This window comes from Dechloromonas sp. A34 (genome assembly GCF_026261605.1).
Taxonomy (GTDB): domain Bacteria; phylum Pseudomonadota; class Gammaproteobacteria; order Burkholderiales; family Rhodocyclaceae; genus Azonexus.
The window spans coordinates 796441-812317 of the sequence record NZ_CP102486.1 but is presented as its reverse complement, the minus strand read 5'-3'; the positions used below and the strand labels follow the sequence as shown (position 1 = coordinate 812317).

Annotated in this window: 16 protein-coding genes and 1 pseudogene; 8 read left to right on the top strand and 9 right to left on the bottom strand. The window is 56.3% G+C overall.

Features of this window, described 5'->3' with window-relative positions:
- Positions 1-759 precede the first annotated feature (759 nt).
- The 5 genes from erpA to rplM form a co-directional block, all read right to left on the bottom strand.
- A complete protein-coding gene (gene erpA / locus NQE15_RS04050) occupies positions 760-1110 on the bottom strand; it encodes an iron-sulfur cluster insertion protein ErpA (protein WP_265946774.1) in 351 nt (116 codons plus the stop codon).
- Between the two features lie 64 nt (positions 1111-1174).
- A complete protein-coding gene (locus NQE15_RS04045) occupies positions 1175-1573 on the bottom strand; it encodes a bactofilin family protein (protein WP_265946772.1) in 399 nt (132 codons plus the stop codon).
- A gap of 8 nt (positions 1574-1581) precedes the next feature.
- Positions 1582-2316 (bottom strand): DUF6776 family protein, encoded by a 735-nt coding sequence (locus NQE15_RS04040; protein WP_265946770.1) that lies wholly within the window; start codon positions 2314-2316, stop codon positions 1582-1584.
- A 193-nt stretch (positions 2317-2509) separates the two neighbouring features.
- Entirely contained in the window at positions 2510-2902 is a 393-nt protein-coding gene (rpsI, locus tag NQE15_RS04035; RefSeq protein ID WP_265946768.1) for a 30S ribosomal protein S9, read from the bottom strand.
- 9 nt (positions 2903-2911) lie between these two features.
- Positions 2912-3340 carry a 50S ribosomal protein L13 gene (gene rplM, locus NQE15_RS04030; RefSeq protein ID WP_265946766.1) on the bottom strand — a complete coding sequence of 143 codons (429 nt, stop codon included), beginning with the start codon at positions 3338-3340 and terminating at the stop codon, positions 2912-2914.
- 502 nt (positions 3341-3842) lie between these two features.
- Here rplM and NQE15_RS04025 point away from each other — a divergent pair.
- Positions 3843-4271, top strand: coding sequence for an OsmC family protein (locus NQE15_RS04025; protein ID WP_265946765.1), 429 nt, complete (start codon positions 3843-3845; stop codon positions 4269-4271).
- 15 nt (positions 4272-4286) lie between these two features.
- On the opposite strand, the gene coq7 is transcribed toward NQE15_RS04025, so the two are convergent.
- The 3 genes from coq7 to NQE15_RS04010 are packed head-to-tail and all read right to left on the bottom strand — an operon-like array spanning position 4287 to position 5977.
- Positions 4287-4910 carry a 2-polyprenyl-3-methyl-6-methoxy-1,4-benzoquinone monooxygenase gene (coq7, locus tag NQE15_RS04020; RefSeq protein WP_265946764.1) on the bottom strand — a complete coding sequence of 208 codons (624 nt, stop codon included), beginning with the start codon at positions 4908-4910 and terminating at the stop codon, positions 4287-4289.
- Between the two features lie 4 nt (positions 4911-4914).
- Positions 4915-5433, bottom strand: a complete 519-nt coding sequence (locus NQE15_RS04015; protein WP_265946763.1) for a CNP1-like family protein — start codon at positions 5431-5433, stop codon at positions 4915-4917.
- A 4-nt stretch (positions 5434-5437) separates the two neighbouring features.
- Positions 5438-5977 (bottom strand): RNA pyrophosphohydrolase, encoded by a 540-nt coding sequence (locus tag NQE15_RS04010; protein WP_265946761.1) that lies wholly within the window; start codon positions 5975-5977, stop codon positions 5438-5440.
- A 111-nt stretch (positions 5978-6088) separates the two neighbouring features.
- Here NQE15_RS04010 and NQE15_RS04005 point away from each other — a divergent pair, with 111 nt between their 5' ends.
- Both NQE15_RS04005 and NQE15_RS04000 read left to right on the top strand, forming a co-directional pair.
- Positions 6089-7816 carry a proline--tRNA ligase gene (locus NQE15_RS04005; RefSeq protein ID WP_265946759.1) on the top strand — a complete coding sequence of 576 codons (1728 nt, stop codon included), beginning with the start codon at positions 6089-6091 and terminating at the stop codon, positions 7814-7816.
- The gene (locus NQE15_RS04000) at positions 7804-8415 is read left to right on the top strand and encodes a lytic transglycosylase domain-containing protein (RefSeq protein WP_265946757.1); all 612 of its coding nucleotides are present in this window, start codon (positions 7804-7806) and stop codon (positions 8413-8415) included. Before NQE15_RS04005 ends, NQE15_RS04000 begins: the two co-directional genes overlap by 13 nt.
- Here the strand turns inward: NQE15_RS04000 and ffh are convergent, their stop codons facing one another.
- A complete protein-coding gene (gene ffh / locus NQE15_RS03995) occupies positions 8416-9783 on the bottom strand; it encodes a signal recognition particle protein (RefSeq protein WP_265946755.1) in 1368 nt (455 codons plus the stop codon).
- Between the two features lie 29 nt (positions 9784-9812).
- Between ffh and NQE15_RS03990 the strand changes: the two genes are divergently transcribed.
- The 5 genes and pseudogenes from NQE15_RS03990 (at position 9813) to NQE15_RS03970 (ending at position 15807) form a co-directional block, all read left to right on the top strand.
- Positions 9813-10652, top strand: a complete 840-nt coding sequence (locus tag NQE15_RS03990; protein WP_265946753.1) for a cytochrome C assembly family protein — start codon at positions 9813-9815, stop codon at positions 10650-10652.
- A 3-nt stretch (positions 10653-10655) separates the two neighbouring features.
- Positions 10656-11927, top strand: coding sequence for an HlyC/CorC family transporter (locus tag NQE15_RS03985; RefSeq protein WP_265946751.1), 1272 nt, complete (start codon positions 10656-10658; stop codon positions 11925-11927).
- A 76-nt stretch (positions 11928-12003) separates the two neighbouring features.
- Positions 12004-13717, top strand: a pseudogene (gene pilB / locus NQE15_RS03980) (type IV-A pilus assembly ATPase PilB).
- 15 nt (positions 13718-13732) lie between these two features.
- Positions 13733-14959, top strand: a complete 1227-nt coding sequence (locus NQE15_RS03975) for a type II secretion system F family protein (RefSeq protein WP_265946749.1) — start codon at positions 13733-13735, stop codon at positions 14957-14959.
- The gene (locus NQE15_RS03970) at positions 14959-15807 is read left to right on the top strand and encodes a prepilin peptidase (RefSeq protein WP_265946747.1); all 849 of its coding nucleotides are present in this window, start codon (positions 14959-14961) and stop codon (positions 15805-15807) included. Before NQE15_RS03975 ends, NQE15_RS03970 begins: the two co-directional genes overlap by 1 nt.
- The last annotated feature ends 70 nt before the right edge of the window (positions 15808-15877 follow it).

Sequence of the window (15877 nt, the reverse complement as noted above, 5' to 3'; positions counted from 1 at the left end):
ATCGCAAACACCTACCAACCAGAAGGATTCACCTGCAAAGATTGGCCAGCAGGCAATACCCGAGCGCACTTGGATGGATGGCAAGATAGGTGAACTCCACACGAACTATCCGTTCGCTAGCGCGCTTATTCTGCGCAACACTACCACCGACCATCCGAATCAAGCCTGGGCGAGGCGCACACCCCATCCCGATGTGTCATACCTTCGTTAGTCTGAACGCAGTGTTGGACTAGGCTGACAAAATAGCACCCGCACTGATCGCCCCTGGAAATCAATCAACCTGTACAACTACGAGACTGCGACCGCGACCAAAGAAGCACTGAGTCAACATACCCACACCTAGAATCTCTGTCGCTCGCTTCCACGCTTGGCGGAAAAACACTGGACAGGGCTTACTTCAAGCCGAAGCCGCCGGTGAAAGCATTAACCACAGCCGGTTCACTTAAGAGGACCGAACTTCCGTCCAACTGCGCAAAACCCATTTCGCTACCCACTCACAAGAGCGGTTGCCTACTTGTGCCCGCTTAGCAATACCTATTCGCGTAAAAACGAGTCAAGTACATTCTCAAGCCATGAACTCCTGCTCCAGCCCGACAGCCACACCAAGCACCGTGCACAATCAGTCAATCCGCCCCCACCCACAAACCGATAGGCAACATTTCACACCGCGATTGAAAACGCCCGACGAGTCAGGTCGGGCGTTTTTGCATGCCAGCATACAAGCCGGCCAATCCGGCAAACAGACATCAACCCAATCACTCAAGCCGAAAAGGATGACCCGCAACCACAGGTAGAGGTTGCATTCGGGTTGCGAATGACAAACTGAGATCCCTCAAGCCCCTCTGAATAATCGATCTCTGCACCAACCAAGTACTGATAGCTCATCGGATCAATCAGCAAGGTCACTCCATTTTTTTCCAGAGTAGTGTCGTCTTCATTGACTTCCTCATCGAAAGTAAACCCGTACTGAAAACCGGAGCAACCACCACCAGTCACGAATACTCGCAGCTTCAATCCAGGATTACCTTCTTCTTCGATCAATTCCCTGACCTTGCTTGCCGCGCTATCGGTAAAAAGAAGAGGGGAGGTCATTTCGGTTACGGCGTTCATAGAAGAAGCTCCTGACAAAATTGGTGCGAGATTATGCGAGTCCGTGTGATCGCGGTCAATTGCATTAGTTTGAGGCAGCGAGTTTTAGTTCCACCGATTTGGCCCCCTGATGCACCAAGCGCCCCTCAATGACCGCTCCTTGATGCATTTCAATCATGGCATAGTCCACGTCGCCAACAATGCGCGCCTTCGATTGCATTTCCAGCGATTCGCTGACGCTTACCGAACCGACAACGGTACCGTTGCTAACAAGATGAGCCACGCTAATTCCACCTTCCACGCGGGCATGCTCACTCAAAACCAACGTCGAAGACGCCCCTTCCGTCGCTTCAACACTTCCAGACACCTCTCCGTCAATCCGCAAACCACCGGAAAAACGGATGCTGCCTTCAACTCGGGTTCCTGCACCAATCAGGCTATCGATTCGCCCCTGAGGCTTGCTATCGTTTTTTTTGCCGAACATAAACCCTCCTAAAGTTGTGCTAACCGCTTTGACTTTAGTGTATCACCCTGCAGAACTTGCGCCTCAACGGCCTTGATCTGGCCAGTTGGCGGCAATTCGAAAACCCCCTCGCGACGCAAGAAGTGCCTCATCTCCAACCGATACTCTTCCGCCACGCCTCGCTTATCCGGAAACAACACCTGCCGCTCCTTGCCCCCAAGCGTAAAACCCACTGCCAACTGCAAGCGCCCGCGAAACTCTGGGTTTTGCCGATCTGGTTTAAAAGCCAGCAAGATGCGGTAACGATATCGCCCACCACCATCGTGAATGACACGAAAATTCTCGATGCGGACTACAGCATCCTCGCCAATCATGGGGATCAGGCGCTCGAAGAGCATAATGTCTTCTTTTAGTGCACCATTCTCGCGTTCAAGATACTGAATCCTAGCCAGCAATTGCTGCTGTGTGGCGCGCTCGATGCTAACCGCATTCTGGCGCGTACCAGCAGTTACCCGAAGCACGCCCAACTCTTCATCGTGCGCCTGCAATTGCTGACGAAGCGTCTGTACCTCATGCCCCATCTCACCGGCCTCGTTTCGCTGCATGACCAACCAGACGACCGCAACGACCAACATTAGCAGCAACAAACCAGGCAGTGCGACCCACGGCCATGGCACATGGCTACGCACCACCAGCCTTGGTGCGGCAATTCCAAAACGATGCCGGAGTTTTCTAAATCTTAGGCTAACCGCGGGAGTTGACATAGCACCATCGCATTTCCTTGCCAAACAACAGGTTTATGTTCCGGAGAGTCTGTTTAGTGTAGCTTGCGCAAGCTGAATATAGCCCCGGATAGAAGGAGCCACCTTTAACGAAGCCTAAATTTGAGGCCGAATAATACGCAAATCGCTAAACAAAAAAGCCGCCCATAGGCGGCTTTTTCCGGTACCAAACGACTTAACGCTTGGAGAACTGCTTGCGACGACGCGCCTTGTGGAAGCCAACTTTTTTACGTTCGACTTCACGAGCATCACGCGTCACGAAGCCAGCCTTCGAGAGTGCCGGCTTCAGGGCAGCGTCGTATTCAATCAGGGCGCGGGTGATACCATGACGAACAGCACCGGCTTGGCCTGACTCACCGCCGCCAATAACATTGACCTTGATATCGAAACCAGTCAGTTGCTCAACCAGCTCCAACGGCTGGCGCACAATCATGCGGCCGGTTTCACGAGAGAAGAACTGGTCAATCGGCTTACCATTGACGACGATGGCACCGGAGCCACGCTTCATGAAGACACGAGCAACGGCGCTCTTGCGACGACCGGTACCGTAGAAATAACTTTCAGCCATGATGATCCCTTAGATTTCCAGAGCCTTGGGCTGCTGGGCAGTGTGAGGATGCTGTTCGCCAGCGTAGCACTTCAGCTTCTTGAGCATCGCGTAACCCAGCGGCCCCTTCGGCAACATGCCCTTGACGGCGGTTTCGAGGGCACGCCCCGGGAAACGCTGCTGCATCTTCTTGAAGTTGGTTTCGTAGATACCGCCCGGATAACCGGAGTGGCGGAAGTATTTTTTATCTTCGGCCTTGTTACCGGTCACGGTGAGCTTTTCGACATTGGTGACGACGATGAAATCGCCGGTATCAACGTGCGGGGTGTAGATAGCCTTGTGCTTGCCACGCAGACGGCGGGCAATTTCGGTAGCGAGGCGGCCGAGCACCTTGTCTGTGGCGTCTACCACAAACCACTCGCGCTTCACCTCATGTGGCTTGGCGGAAAACGTTTTCATGTGTGTGCCGTCCTGAAAAATTTGGGCGCAGATTGGAGAAAGGCGCGGATTCTAGTTGAACTTCTCTAGGGGTGTCAATGGCTTTTAACACTCTCCGCCGCAAACAAACAAAAAAAACGCGGCTCGCTGAGCCGCGTTAAATCCACACCAAAGGAGGAGGGTGGAGGAGACAAATCTGAACTGGAGAACCCATCGCTGTAAAGTTACTTCAGTTCCTACACTTCACATTATCCACGACCCAGCCCCCCCGAGCAAGAACTATTTGTGCGACGCACAATATATATTGTTATTAGGCGATCTATTTTTTGGATGCAACTTAATACAATGTTTAATAACTACTAAATAAGTAAAAATTAGATCTATATCAGAATATATAACCAACCAAAACGTAGAAATTTGCCCCAAGCAAGCGCAAACATATGCTGCATCGCAACAATTCACGCGCCGACTCATCCGAGAAGAGATATCCGCTAAAATTACCGCACTTTCTGGGAGACAATGAATGGAATGTACGGTTAGGTGGATGGGAAATGATGCGGGAATGTCGTTTGTTGCGGAGACGGGTAGCGGCCACGCAGTCGTAATGGATGGCGCACCGGAAGCCGGCGGCAGAAACCTAGGAGCACGCCCAATGGAGATGGTTTTGGCGGGCACAGGCGGCTGCACAGCTTTCGATGTTGTTCTGATTCTAAAGAAGGGACGACACGTTGTCAGCGCCTGCGATGTCAGCCTCAAGGCCGAGCGTGCCGAATCAGACCCTAAGATATTCACCCACATCCACTTTCACTATCGCGTGAAAGGACAAAACCTCAAGCCGGAAGCCGTGGCGCGTGCCATTGAACTCTCGAAAGACAAATACTGCTCTGCATCGATCATGCTCGGCAAAACTGCCGATATCACTCACGACTTCGAGATCATTGAGGAAGCCTGAAGCGCCTCAGGCCATCTATACGTGATAGGCGGCCTTGGTCATGACCTTTGCCGCCACTTTCATGGCAAGCTTCACCGCAAGCGGAAGTTCGGCCGCGCCATACCGAATGGCCATTTCTGCATGGGCTATTTCATCCAGGCGCATCTGATCGACAATTGCCCTAGACCTGCCATCTTCGTCAGGAAGGGTGCGCAAATGCCCATCCAGATGAGCCTCAACCTGCCGTTCGGTTTCGGCCAGAAAACCCAGGTTCCATCTATCCCCAAGGGCTCCGGCTGCCAATCCGAAACCCAACGCCCCAATGTACAACAAGGGGTTCAACACACTCTTGCGCCCACCCAGCTCCACGATACGCCGCTCCGTCCAGGCTAAGTGTTCAGTTTCCTCATTAGCGGCAACTCGCAAGGCCTCCGAGGTAGCTGGGTCGCGAGAAGTGAGTGACTGCCCCTGATAAAGAGCCTGAGCGCAAATCTCTCCACAATGGTTTACGCGCATCAGGCCAGCGACATGACGACGTTGCCTGTCATTGAACGCGACCTCAGGACAATCTGCACCAGGAGTTGCGCGAACACTGCGCGCCGGAGCGAAGAGCGTTCGGAGCGCAAGGTCAATTTCGACAACTACCTGATCGATGGACATGGACTCACCAAGGCTTGTTATCCGGATGACCGCCACGCCGCAAGGCATCGACGGCTTCCGCCGCATCACGGACAATGACACCGCCGGGGCAGAAATATTCAAGAAACAGCGCCGCATGATGTCGATTGGCATAAACATCCTGAATCCGCGACCACTCGTTATTGCGCGATTTCGACCACATCCCGTCGCGCCGGCCCGAGGCATAGATGCGGCGTTCACGTGTTGCGCAGCGCATGCCTTCGAACGTGACATTTCGCCCCCCTCCCGGGGTCAGAACGACAAGCACATAACGAACCACGCCATCACTGCCAACCGAAAGCGTTGCCTGATCGATCAAAAACTGGTTGTCACTCGCAGCGCTAACGTAGAACGAGCGCAGTCCGTCAGCCCTCGGTGCCGCAGGCAGCTGAACCTCCAACTCCTGCCACTGCTTGGTTTCATAGTCTTCTTCAAAATCCGCTTGCGCGTTTCCAACGAAAACAAAAAAACCAAGCAGACCGGCAAACTTGCGCAACGGACTCATCCGTTCACTCCTCATTGGACGGGGCTGGATTCTCGCCCCCCGGGACTGCATGGCGAATCTTTCCTCGCCGATCCAGATCGAGAAAGCGAACCAACTCATTCAGCGCCTGCTCATAGACCCCGCGCTTAAACTCAATTACCGCATCAAATGGGATCCAGTAGTCGTTCCAGCGCCACGCGTCGAATTCGGGCTTGCTGGTCGCTCGCAAACTGACATCGCTGTCACGCCCAACCAGGCGTAACAGGAACCAGATCTGCTTCTGACCTTTGTAGGATCCGCGCCATTCGCGCTTGATCCAGTGTGTCGGCACTTCGTAACGCAACCAGCCCTTGGTTCGCCCGAGAATACGCACGTGCTCAGGCAGGAGCCCGACCTCTTCATACAGTTCACGATACATGGCCTCTTCCGGCGATTCGCCGCGCTTGATGCCACCTTGTGGAAACTGCCAAGAATGCTCCCGTATGCGTTTACCCCAGAAAACCTCGTTTTTGGCGTTACAAAGAATAATGCCGACGTTCGGGCGATAGCCTTCACGGTCGAGCATAGAATTCCTGCAAAATTAAAAGTTACCCCAATTCTTTCACAAAGCCGGTCTGGGTGCAAAGCACAGCCTGCGTGTAAAATCTCCTTTTTGCAACGAATTCAAGAGCATCCCATGCGCACTTCGCAGTTCTTTTTTACCACACTCAAGGAAGCCCCGGCCGACGCCGAAGTTATCAGTCAAAAATTGATGCTCCGCGCCGGCTACATCAAGCGAACCGCCGCTGGTATCTATACATGGATGCCGCTTGGGTTGCGCGTCCTGCGCAAGGTAGAGAGCATCGTTCGCGACGAGATGAACAACGCCGGCGCACTGGAACTGCTGATGCCCGCCGTGCAACCGGCCGAGTTGTGGCAGGAGTCCGGCCGCTGGGAGCAATACGGCCCGGAACTACTGCGCTTCAAGGACCGCCACCAGCGCGAGTTCGTCATCGGCCCGACGCACGAGGAGGTCATCACCGACGCCGTGCGTCGCGACGTCAAGAGTTACCGTCAGCTGCCGATCCATCTCTACCAGATTCAAACCAAGTTCCGCGATGAAATTCGCCCCCGTTTCGGCGTAATGCGTGGCCGCGAATTCCTGATGAAGGACGGCTACTCCTTTCATGCTTCATTCGAAGACCTGCAACGCGAATACGGCACTATGTATGCGACGTACAGCCGCATTTTCACCCGCCTGGGGCTGAAATTCCGGGCTGTTGCCGCTGACACCGGCTCGATTGGCGGCACGGGCTCACATGAATTCCACGTCCTGGCCGACTCCGGCGAGGATGACATTGCTTACTGCCCAGATTCCGATTACGCCGCCAATGTCGAACTGGCTGAGGCGGTCGCCCCATCAACTCCCCGCGCGGCAGCAGGTGGATCGCTGAAAAAGGTCGCCACCCCCGGCAAGACGGCCTGCGCCGACGTTGCCGATTTTCTAGGCATCAATCTGGACAGAATCGTCAAATCGATTGCTGTGATCAGCGAGAAAGAGGATGGCAGCACGAAATTCGCCCTGCTCTTGCTGCGCGGCGACCACGAACTGAACGAAATCAAGGCAAGCAAGATCGCCGCACTCAACCCGTTCCGTTTTGCCACGGAAGCAGAGGTTGAGGAATATCTGGGCTGCAAACCGGGCTACATTGGCCCGGTTGCGATCAGCAACAAGGTGGCCGTCTTTGCCGACCGCGCGGTTGCCGCCATGGGCGATTTTGTCTGCGGCGCCAACGAGCCGGGGTTCCACCTGAGCGGGGTCAACTTTGGCCGCGACCTGCCTGAACCGGAAGTCGCTGATCTGCGCAACGTCGTCGCCGGCGACCCGTCGCCGGACGGCAAGGGCAAGCTCGATATCCTGCGCGGCATCGAGGTCGGGCACATTTTCCAGCTACGTCAGAAGTACGCTGCCGCTCTGAATTGCGCCTATCTAGACGAAAAGGGCAAAAGCCAGATCATGGAGATGGGCTGCTACGGCATCGGCGTCTCGCGTATCGTCGGTGCCGCCATCGAGCAGGGAAATGACGACAAGGGCATTATCCTGCCAGCCGCCATTGCGCCTTTTAGCGTTTGCATCGTCCCCATGGGCTACCACAAGAGCCCGGCGGTCAAGATGGCAGCCGACCAACTGTACTCCGAACTTAAAGCGAGCGGAATCGACGCCCTTCTGGACGATCGCAACGAGCGCCCCGGCGTCATGTTTGCCGACATGGAGCTGATCGGCATTCCGCATCGCGTAGTCATTGGCGAGCGCGGCCTGAATGAAGGCCAAGTCGAATACAAGGCCCGACTAGACGCCGAAGCGACGATGGTCGCTCAGGGCGGCATCCTCGAGACCTTGAAGAGGAAGTTGTGCGCCGCCTGATCGCGGCCCTGTTGTTGTGCGGCGCGTCGACAGTCCATGCCGGCGCCCAGAAATACGAACCGATGTCCGCCAGCGTCCGGGCAGCCCTGCACAAGGCGGTCTCGGACTCGCGGCCAGCCGTCAGTTCGTTCAAGACGCCGCTTGAAGCTGCCGACTGGCTGGGCGAAATGTCACGACGCCTGGAAAAACGCATCCCGAATCGTGAGTACCGCATTGATCTGCTGCGCAGCGCGCATTACGAGGCAACGCGCGCCGGCCTCGACCCGCAATTGGTACTCGGCCTGATGCAGGTCGAATCCGGCTTCCGAAAATACGCCGTCTCGTCGGCCGGGGCTCGTGGCTACATGCAGGTAATGCCGTTCTGGGTCAAGGTGATCGGACTCCCGGATGACTCGCTGTTCGACCTGCGAACCAATCTGCGCTACGGCTGTACCATCCTGCGCCATTACCTGGACATTGAGAAAGGCGACTTGTTTCGCGCCCTCGGTCGCTATAACGGAAGCCTGGGAAAAGCCGAATACCCCAACATGGTCCGCGCTGCCTGGCAAAACCAGTGGGGTTACGACAAGCCAGCCAGCCTGGCCAAAGCCGAGCGCTGATCAGCGCCCCATGCCGCCCATACCGGGCAGCATTCCCTTCATGCCGCGCATCAACTTGCCGATGCCGCCCTTGGAAAACTGCTTCATCATCTTCTGCATTTGCTCGAACTGGTTGAGCAGGCGATTGACCTCCTGAACCTGTACGCCGGCCCCGGTGGCGATCCGGCGCTTGCGGCTGGCCTTGATCAACTCGGGCTTGGCACGTTCGACCGGGGTCATCGAATTGATGATACCTTCGACTCGCCCCACCATCTTTTGCTCGGCCCCGGCCGGCAACTGCCCGGCGGCCTGCGCGATTTGCGCCGGCATCTTGTCCATCAAGGCGGTCAGGCCGCCCATGCTGCGCATCTGGGCCATCTGCTCCTTGAAATCGTTGAGATCGAAGCCCTTGCCGGACTTGAGCTTCTTGGCAAAAGCAACCGCCTTCTCTTCATCCAGGCCTTTCCGGGCATCCTCGATCAGGGACAACACGTCGCCCATCCCCAGGATGCGTGATGCCATCCGCTCCGGGTGGAAGGCTTCCAGCCCGCTCAGTTTTTCTCCAACCCCGGCAAACTTGATCGGCTTGCCAGTGACATGGCGCACCGACAGTGCGGCACCGCCACGCGCATCGCCATCGAGCTTGGTCAGCACGACGCCGGTCAGCGGCAGCGCCTCGTTGAACGCCTTGGCCGTATTGACCGCGTCCTGGCCAAGCATGGCATCGACCACGAACAGCGTTTCAATCGGGTTGATGGTCGAGTGCAGGCGCTTGATTTCGGCCATCATTTCTTCGTCGATGGCGAGACGCCCCGCCGTATCGACCAGCAGCACATCGTGGTAGTGCCGCTTGGCCCAATCCACGGCGGCCAGCGCAATGGCCTCCGGCTTTTCGCCGACCGTCGACGGGAAGAAATCGACAGCAGCCTGGGCAGCGACCGACTTCAACTGCTCGATTGCGGCCGGCCGATAGACGTCGCAGGAAACAACCAAGACTTTCTTCTTGAAGTTTTCTTTAAGAAACTTGGCCAGCTTGCCGACCGTTGTCGTCTTGCCCGCCCCCTGCAAACCGGCCATCAACACGATGGCCGGTGGTTGCGTGTTGAAATTGATCCCCTCATGGGCATCGCCCATGATTTTGGTCAGCTCCGCATGCACCACGCCAATCAATGCCTGACCAGGACTTAGTGAACCAATTACCTGCTCACCAACCGCCTTTTCCTTGACGGCGGCAATGAACTCCTTGACCACCGGCAAGGCGACGTCAGCCTCGAGCAAAGCCATACGAACCTCGCGCAATGCGTCGGCGATGTTGGTTTCAGTCAGGCGAGCCTCACCCTTCAGCGTCTTCATGACGCGGGCAAGGCGGGTAGTCAGGTTATCGAGCATGTCAAATGGGCTTCTAGTAGAATTCAGGGATGGTCGACATTGTAATTCAGCTTCTGCCCCACGTTCTCGCCGCCCTGATATATGGTGCCCTGGGTTTCCATTTCTGGAACACCCGCTGGCGCGAGCGCGAAAATCAGTGCGTCGCCTGCCCCATGCAAGGCTGGGAGCGCGCATTAATCGCACTGGCCCTCGTCATTCACGCCTTTGGCCTATATGGCGGACTATTTACCGAAGTCGGCATGCGCTTCTCGTTCAGCTTCGCCCTGTCGCTAATGATGTGGCTCGCCGTACTGATCTACTGGCTGGAAAGTTTCATGTCGCGCATGGAGGGCATGCAGCCCATGGTCCTCCCGCTGGCGGCCATTTGTACGTTACTACCCGTCATCTTCCCGCAAGTCCATCTGGTCGCCCATGCCAGCGCCACAGGGTTCAAGCTCCATTTTCTTGCCGCCATGCTGGCCTACAGCCTGCTGACCCTTTCCGCACTTCACGCCATTTTCATGGGGTTTACCGAGAGCGCACTGCACAAGCACTCACTTAAGCGCAGCCTGTCGAGCCTGCCTCCGCTGTTAACCATGGAATCACTGCTCTTCCGGATGTTGTTGATCGGTTTTGCACTCTTGACCCTAACCGTCGGTAGTGGCCTGCTGTTTTCGGAAGCCCTGTTCGGCAAACCTCTTACGCTCGATCACAAGACCCTGTTTGCTTTTGCTTCCTGGGGAATCTTTGCGACGCTGCTGGTTGGGCGCCACGCCTGGGGCTGGCGCGGCAAGCGGGCACTGCACTGGACGCTGGCCGGTTTTGCATTGCTAATCCTGGCCTATATCGGTAGCCGCTTTGTCGCAGAAGTAATCCTTGGGCGACTCTGATTCGTGGATGAAGTCCCCTTGACAGCAATGCTGGCAGCACTGGTCGTGCTGCTGGCGATGTCTGCTTTTTTCTCGCTCAGCGAGACCGCGATGATGGCGTCCAATCGCTTCCGTTTGCGCCATCTCGCCCAATCCGGTCACTGCGGCGCCGAAAAAGCGCTTGCCTTGCTCAACCAGACAGACAAAATGCTGGGCGTCATCCTGCTCGGCAACAATCTGGTCAATTCAGCCGCAGCAACCCTGGTCAGCGTCATTGCCATTGAGTTATTCGGCGAAGAAAAATGGGCTCTCGGCGTCGGGACGTTAGCCGTTACGTTTGCCATTCTGGTTTTTTCCGAAATCACGCCGAAAATCATTGGGGCCACCTACGCTGACCGCCTGGCCGTCGTCCTTGGCCATTTACTGACCCCCCTGCTTCGCCTGTTCTATCCCGCCGTCTGGTTCATCAATCTATTTGCCAGCGCCCTGCTTCGCCTGTTCCGACTGGCGCAGACCCCGGCCAGCGAAGCCACGCAACTCTCACCCGAAGAACTGCGCAGCCTAGTACTTGAATCCTCGCACGTCATCCCGAAAAAGCACCATGCCATCCTCTCCAGCCTGTTCGAACTCAACAACATTACGGTCGAAGACGTGATGACCCCTCGGGGCAATATCGAAATCCTCGATCTCGATCTGCCCTGGACAGAAGTACGAACCCAACTCGCGACCAGCCACCATAGCCGCCTCCCGGTCTGCCGTGAATCACTTGACCAGCTGGTTGGCATATTACCGGTGCGGCGTCTGTTGGCCAGCATTGGCGACCCGGAATTCGACGAAGCCGCGCTGATGTCACAGCTTCAGCCGCCGTACTACATACCTGCCGGCACGGCTATTTTTTCGCAGCTAGCTTTTTTCCAAGAGAACCGGCAGAGAGTCGGCTTCGTTGTGGACGAATACGGCGAAATTCTCGGCTTGCTAACCCTGGAAGATATCATCGAGGAATTTGTCGGGGACTTCACGACCTCTCTCCCTGGCCTCGGGCACACCCTACACTGGTCTCCGAATGGTGATGCGATCGTCGAAGGGTCGCGCCCCTTGCGCGAGATAAACCGCATGCTCGGCCTCGACTTTCCATTAGAGGGACCAAAAACCATTAATGGGCTAATTCTGGAGCATTTCCAGGACATTCCCGAATCAGGCCTGAGTATCAAACTGAATGGTGTAGCGGTTGAGGTGTTGCAGACCCAGGATCGCAGCGTGATCACCGTTCGCATTTACCGCCCTGAGCCAGCCTAGAGCGACCGGACAACCTTTACAAACCCCCGCCTGCGTAGCATCATCGGGCGATCTAATCGGCATTCGACACTATTCGATGGCAGCGACCCCTCAAAACCCTCCACTAAGCGGCCTGGCGCGTGCACTGGTTCAGGCCGGACAGCTCAAGGAGGCGGAGGCGGAGCAATTGCTCTCCCAAGCCAGCAATGCCAAGATTTCCCTGATCGAGCAGATCATCGCAAGCCAGAAGGCATCGGCGATCGATATCGCGCGCTTTGTTTCCGATACCTTTGGTTATCCATTGCTCGACCTCGCCGCTTTCGACGAAACGCATATCCCCGAGAATGCGATTGATCGCAAGCTGATTTCGACCCACAAGGTCATCCCGCTCAACAAGCGCGGCAACCGGCTCTCGGTGGCGATTGCTGACCCCACCAATTTGCGCGCCCTGGATGAAATCCGATTTCAAACGGGCTTGGCGGTCGACCCGATCGTCGTCGAGCATCCAAAGCTGGCCCTTTGGTCGCCAAGTATTCCGAATCGGCGGCCGATACGCTCAAGAATCTGGCCAGCGACGACATCAATCTCGACTTTCTGGACGAGGAGTCGGCCTCAAAGGCTGATGAAGCGGCCGGGCAGGATATCGACGACGCTCCGGTCGTCAAATTCATTCAAAAAATGTTGCTCGATGCCATCAACGACGGGGCGTCGGACATCCATTTCGAGCCGTACGAGAAGTTCTACCGCATTCGTTTCCGGGTTGACGGCATCTTGCGGGAAGTGGCAACCCCCCTCTCGCCATCAAGGAAAAAGTCGCCTCGCGGATCAAAGTGATCTCGCGATTGAATATTGCCGAGAAGCGCGTTCCGCAGGACGGGCGAATGCGTCTGGTTCTCTCCAAGAGTCGCGCCATCGACTTCCGTGTCAGCACCCTCCCCACCCTCCAGGGTGAAAAAATCGTGCTGCGTATTCTCGACCCAACCTCGGCTACCTTGGGCATCGAAGCACTGGGCTATGAACCGGCGCAGAAAGCTGCCCTGCTCGATGCCGTGAATCGGCCATACGGCATGGTTCTTGTTACCGGCCCAACTGGTTCCGGCAAAACGGTATCGCTCTACACCTGCCTGAACATTCTGAACAAGGACGGAGTTAACATCTCGACAGCCGAAGATCCCGCAGAAATCAATCTGCCGGGGGTCAATCAGGTCAATGTCGATGACCGCGCCGGACTAACCTTCCCGGTCGCCCTGAAAGCCTTTCTCCGCCAGGATCCGGACATCATCATGGTTGGCGAAATCCGCGACCTGGAAACAGCCGAGATCGCCATCAAGGCAGCGCAAACGGGTCACATGGTGTTGTCGACGCTACACACCAACGATGCTCCGCAAACCCTTACCCGCTTGATGAACATGGGCGTCCCGACCTTCAACATTGCCTCCAGCATTCAGTTGATCACGGCACAACGTCTGGCGCGACGCCTGTGCAACTGCAAAAAGCCGATTACTGTACCAACTCAGGCGCTGATTGACGCCGGGTACAAAGACGATGATCTCGACGGTTCATGGACACTCTATGGCCCAGGCGGTTGCGACCGCTGCAAGGGGAGTGGCTTCAAGGGACGCGTCGGCATCTATCAAGTCATGCCGATTTCCGAAGCCATGCAGCGCCTGATCATGAGCGGTGCCAATTCGCTTGATCTTGCACTCCAGGCCAAGGCCGAAGGCGTCAAGGATTTGCGCGAGTCCGGCTTGCTCAAAGTAAAACAGGGCGTCACCTCGCTTGACGAGGTTTTGAGCACGACCAACGTATAAGGGGAAGGAAGACATATGGCTACCGCCGCAAAATCGAGGTCATCGGCCGTCAAGGAAACCGCTTTCCTGTGGGAAGGCCGAAACAAGGACGGCAAGACTGTTCGCGGCGAACTCCGTGCAGCCAGCGAATCTGTAGTCCAAACTACACTGCGCCGCCAAGGCATTACCAATACCAAAGTCAAGAAAGTTCGCTTCAAGACCGGCGGCAAGATTACCGACAAGGATATCGCCCTCTTTACCCGTCAACTGGCGACCATGATGAAGTCCGGCGTGCCGCTGTTGCAGGCCTTCGATATTGTCGGCAGGGGCCACTCCAATCCCGCGGTCGGCAAGTTGTTGCTCGATATTAAGGCGGATGTCGAAACCGGTAGTTCGCTCTCTCAGGCGTTCCGCAAATTCCCGCTGCAATTCGATGCACTGTATTGCAACTTGGTAGCCGCCGGCGAACAGGCCGGTATTCTCGACACACTGCTTGACCGTTTGGCCACTTACAAAGAAAAGATCATTGCCATCAAGAGCAAGATCAAATCGGCCCTGTTCTACCCGATCGCGGTGATCGTCGTCGCCTTCGTAATCACCGCGGTGATCATGATCTTCGTGATTCCGGCCTTCAAAGAAGTCTTCAAGAGCTTCGGTGCCGATCTGCCAGCCCCAACCCTGTTCGTCATGGCCATCTCTGATTTCTTTGTAGCATATTGGTGGGCGATTTTCGGGGCAATCGGTGGCGGGCTCTATGCCTTCTTTGAAAGCTGGCGACGTTCGGAAAAGGTCCAGATGTTCATGGACCGCCTCCTTCTTCGTATGCCGATCTTCGGCGACATCATTCGCAAATCCGTGATCGCCCGCTGGACACGCACTCTGGCCACCATGTTCGCGGCTGGGGTGCCGCTGGTCGAGTCCCTCGATTCCGTCGGCGGCGCAGCTGGCAACCACGTCTACAAGGTCGCCACCAAACAGATTCAAAGCGAGGTGTCGACTGGCACCAGCCTTACCATCTCGATGCAGAACGTTAATCTCTTCCCTAATATGGTGACCCAGATGGTTGCCATCGGCGAGGAATCGGGCGCTCTGGACTCCATGCTCTCCAAGGTCGCCGACTTTTTCGAAGCAGAAGTTGATGATGCTGTCGAGGCCATGTCGAGCCTGATGGAACCATTGATCATGGTCGTTCTTGGCACGCTTATCGGCGGAATGGTGGTCTCCATGTATCTACCAATCTTCAAACTGGGATCTGTTGTTTGATGCCTCTTGAATCACTGGGCGGCCTGGCTGCCATGGCTGGGCTGCTCGGTCTATGCGTCGGCAGCTTCCTCAATGTGGTGATCCATCGCCTGCCGAAGATGATGGAACAGGAATGGCATGCCCAGTGTGCAGACCTGCGGGGCGAAACCGTACCTGCCGCAGCACCGCTTTCTTTGGCCAGACCACGCTCCCGCTGCCCCTCCTGTGGACACCAGATCACGGCGCTGGAGAACATCCCAGTCATCAGCTATCTGCTGCTGAAAGGCCGATGCTCAGGTTGTGGCACCTCGATCTCCCTGCGCTACCCACTAATCGAGATTGCTACCGGCCTGCTCTCCGCTTATACCGCCTGGCATTTTGGCCCCTCTACGCAAGCCGTTGGCGCACTGCTGCTCGTCTGGTCACTAATTGCACTTGCAGTCATCGACCTCGACACCCAACTGCTTCCCGACGCCATCACCCTACCCCTGCTCTGGCTCGGACTGGGGTTCAATCTTTTCTCCACCTACAGCGACCTGCCGACTGCCGTCATCGGTGCCATGGCCGGTTACCTCGCCTTGTGGTCGGTGTTCTGGCTATTCAAGCTGGCCACCGGCAAGGAAGGCATGGGTTATGGCGACTTCAAGTTGCTGGCGGCACTTGGCGCCTGGCTTGGCTGGCAGATGCTGCCAGCCATCATCCTGCTCTCTTCGATCGTTGGCGCGGCAGTTGGCATCACCCTGATCGTTACCGCCCGTCACGGTCGGAACGTCCCTATTCCCTTTGGCCCCTACCTCGCGGCCGCCGGCATCATCGCCCTGTTCTGGGGGCAACAGATCACGCGTAGCTATCTTGGCCTGATCGCTTGAAATTGGGCGCTCCGCCCAGATATAACCAATCCTGACTCTCGGTTATAATTCAAGGTTTTGGAGGACTCCC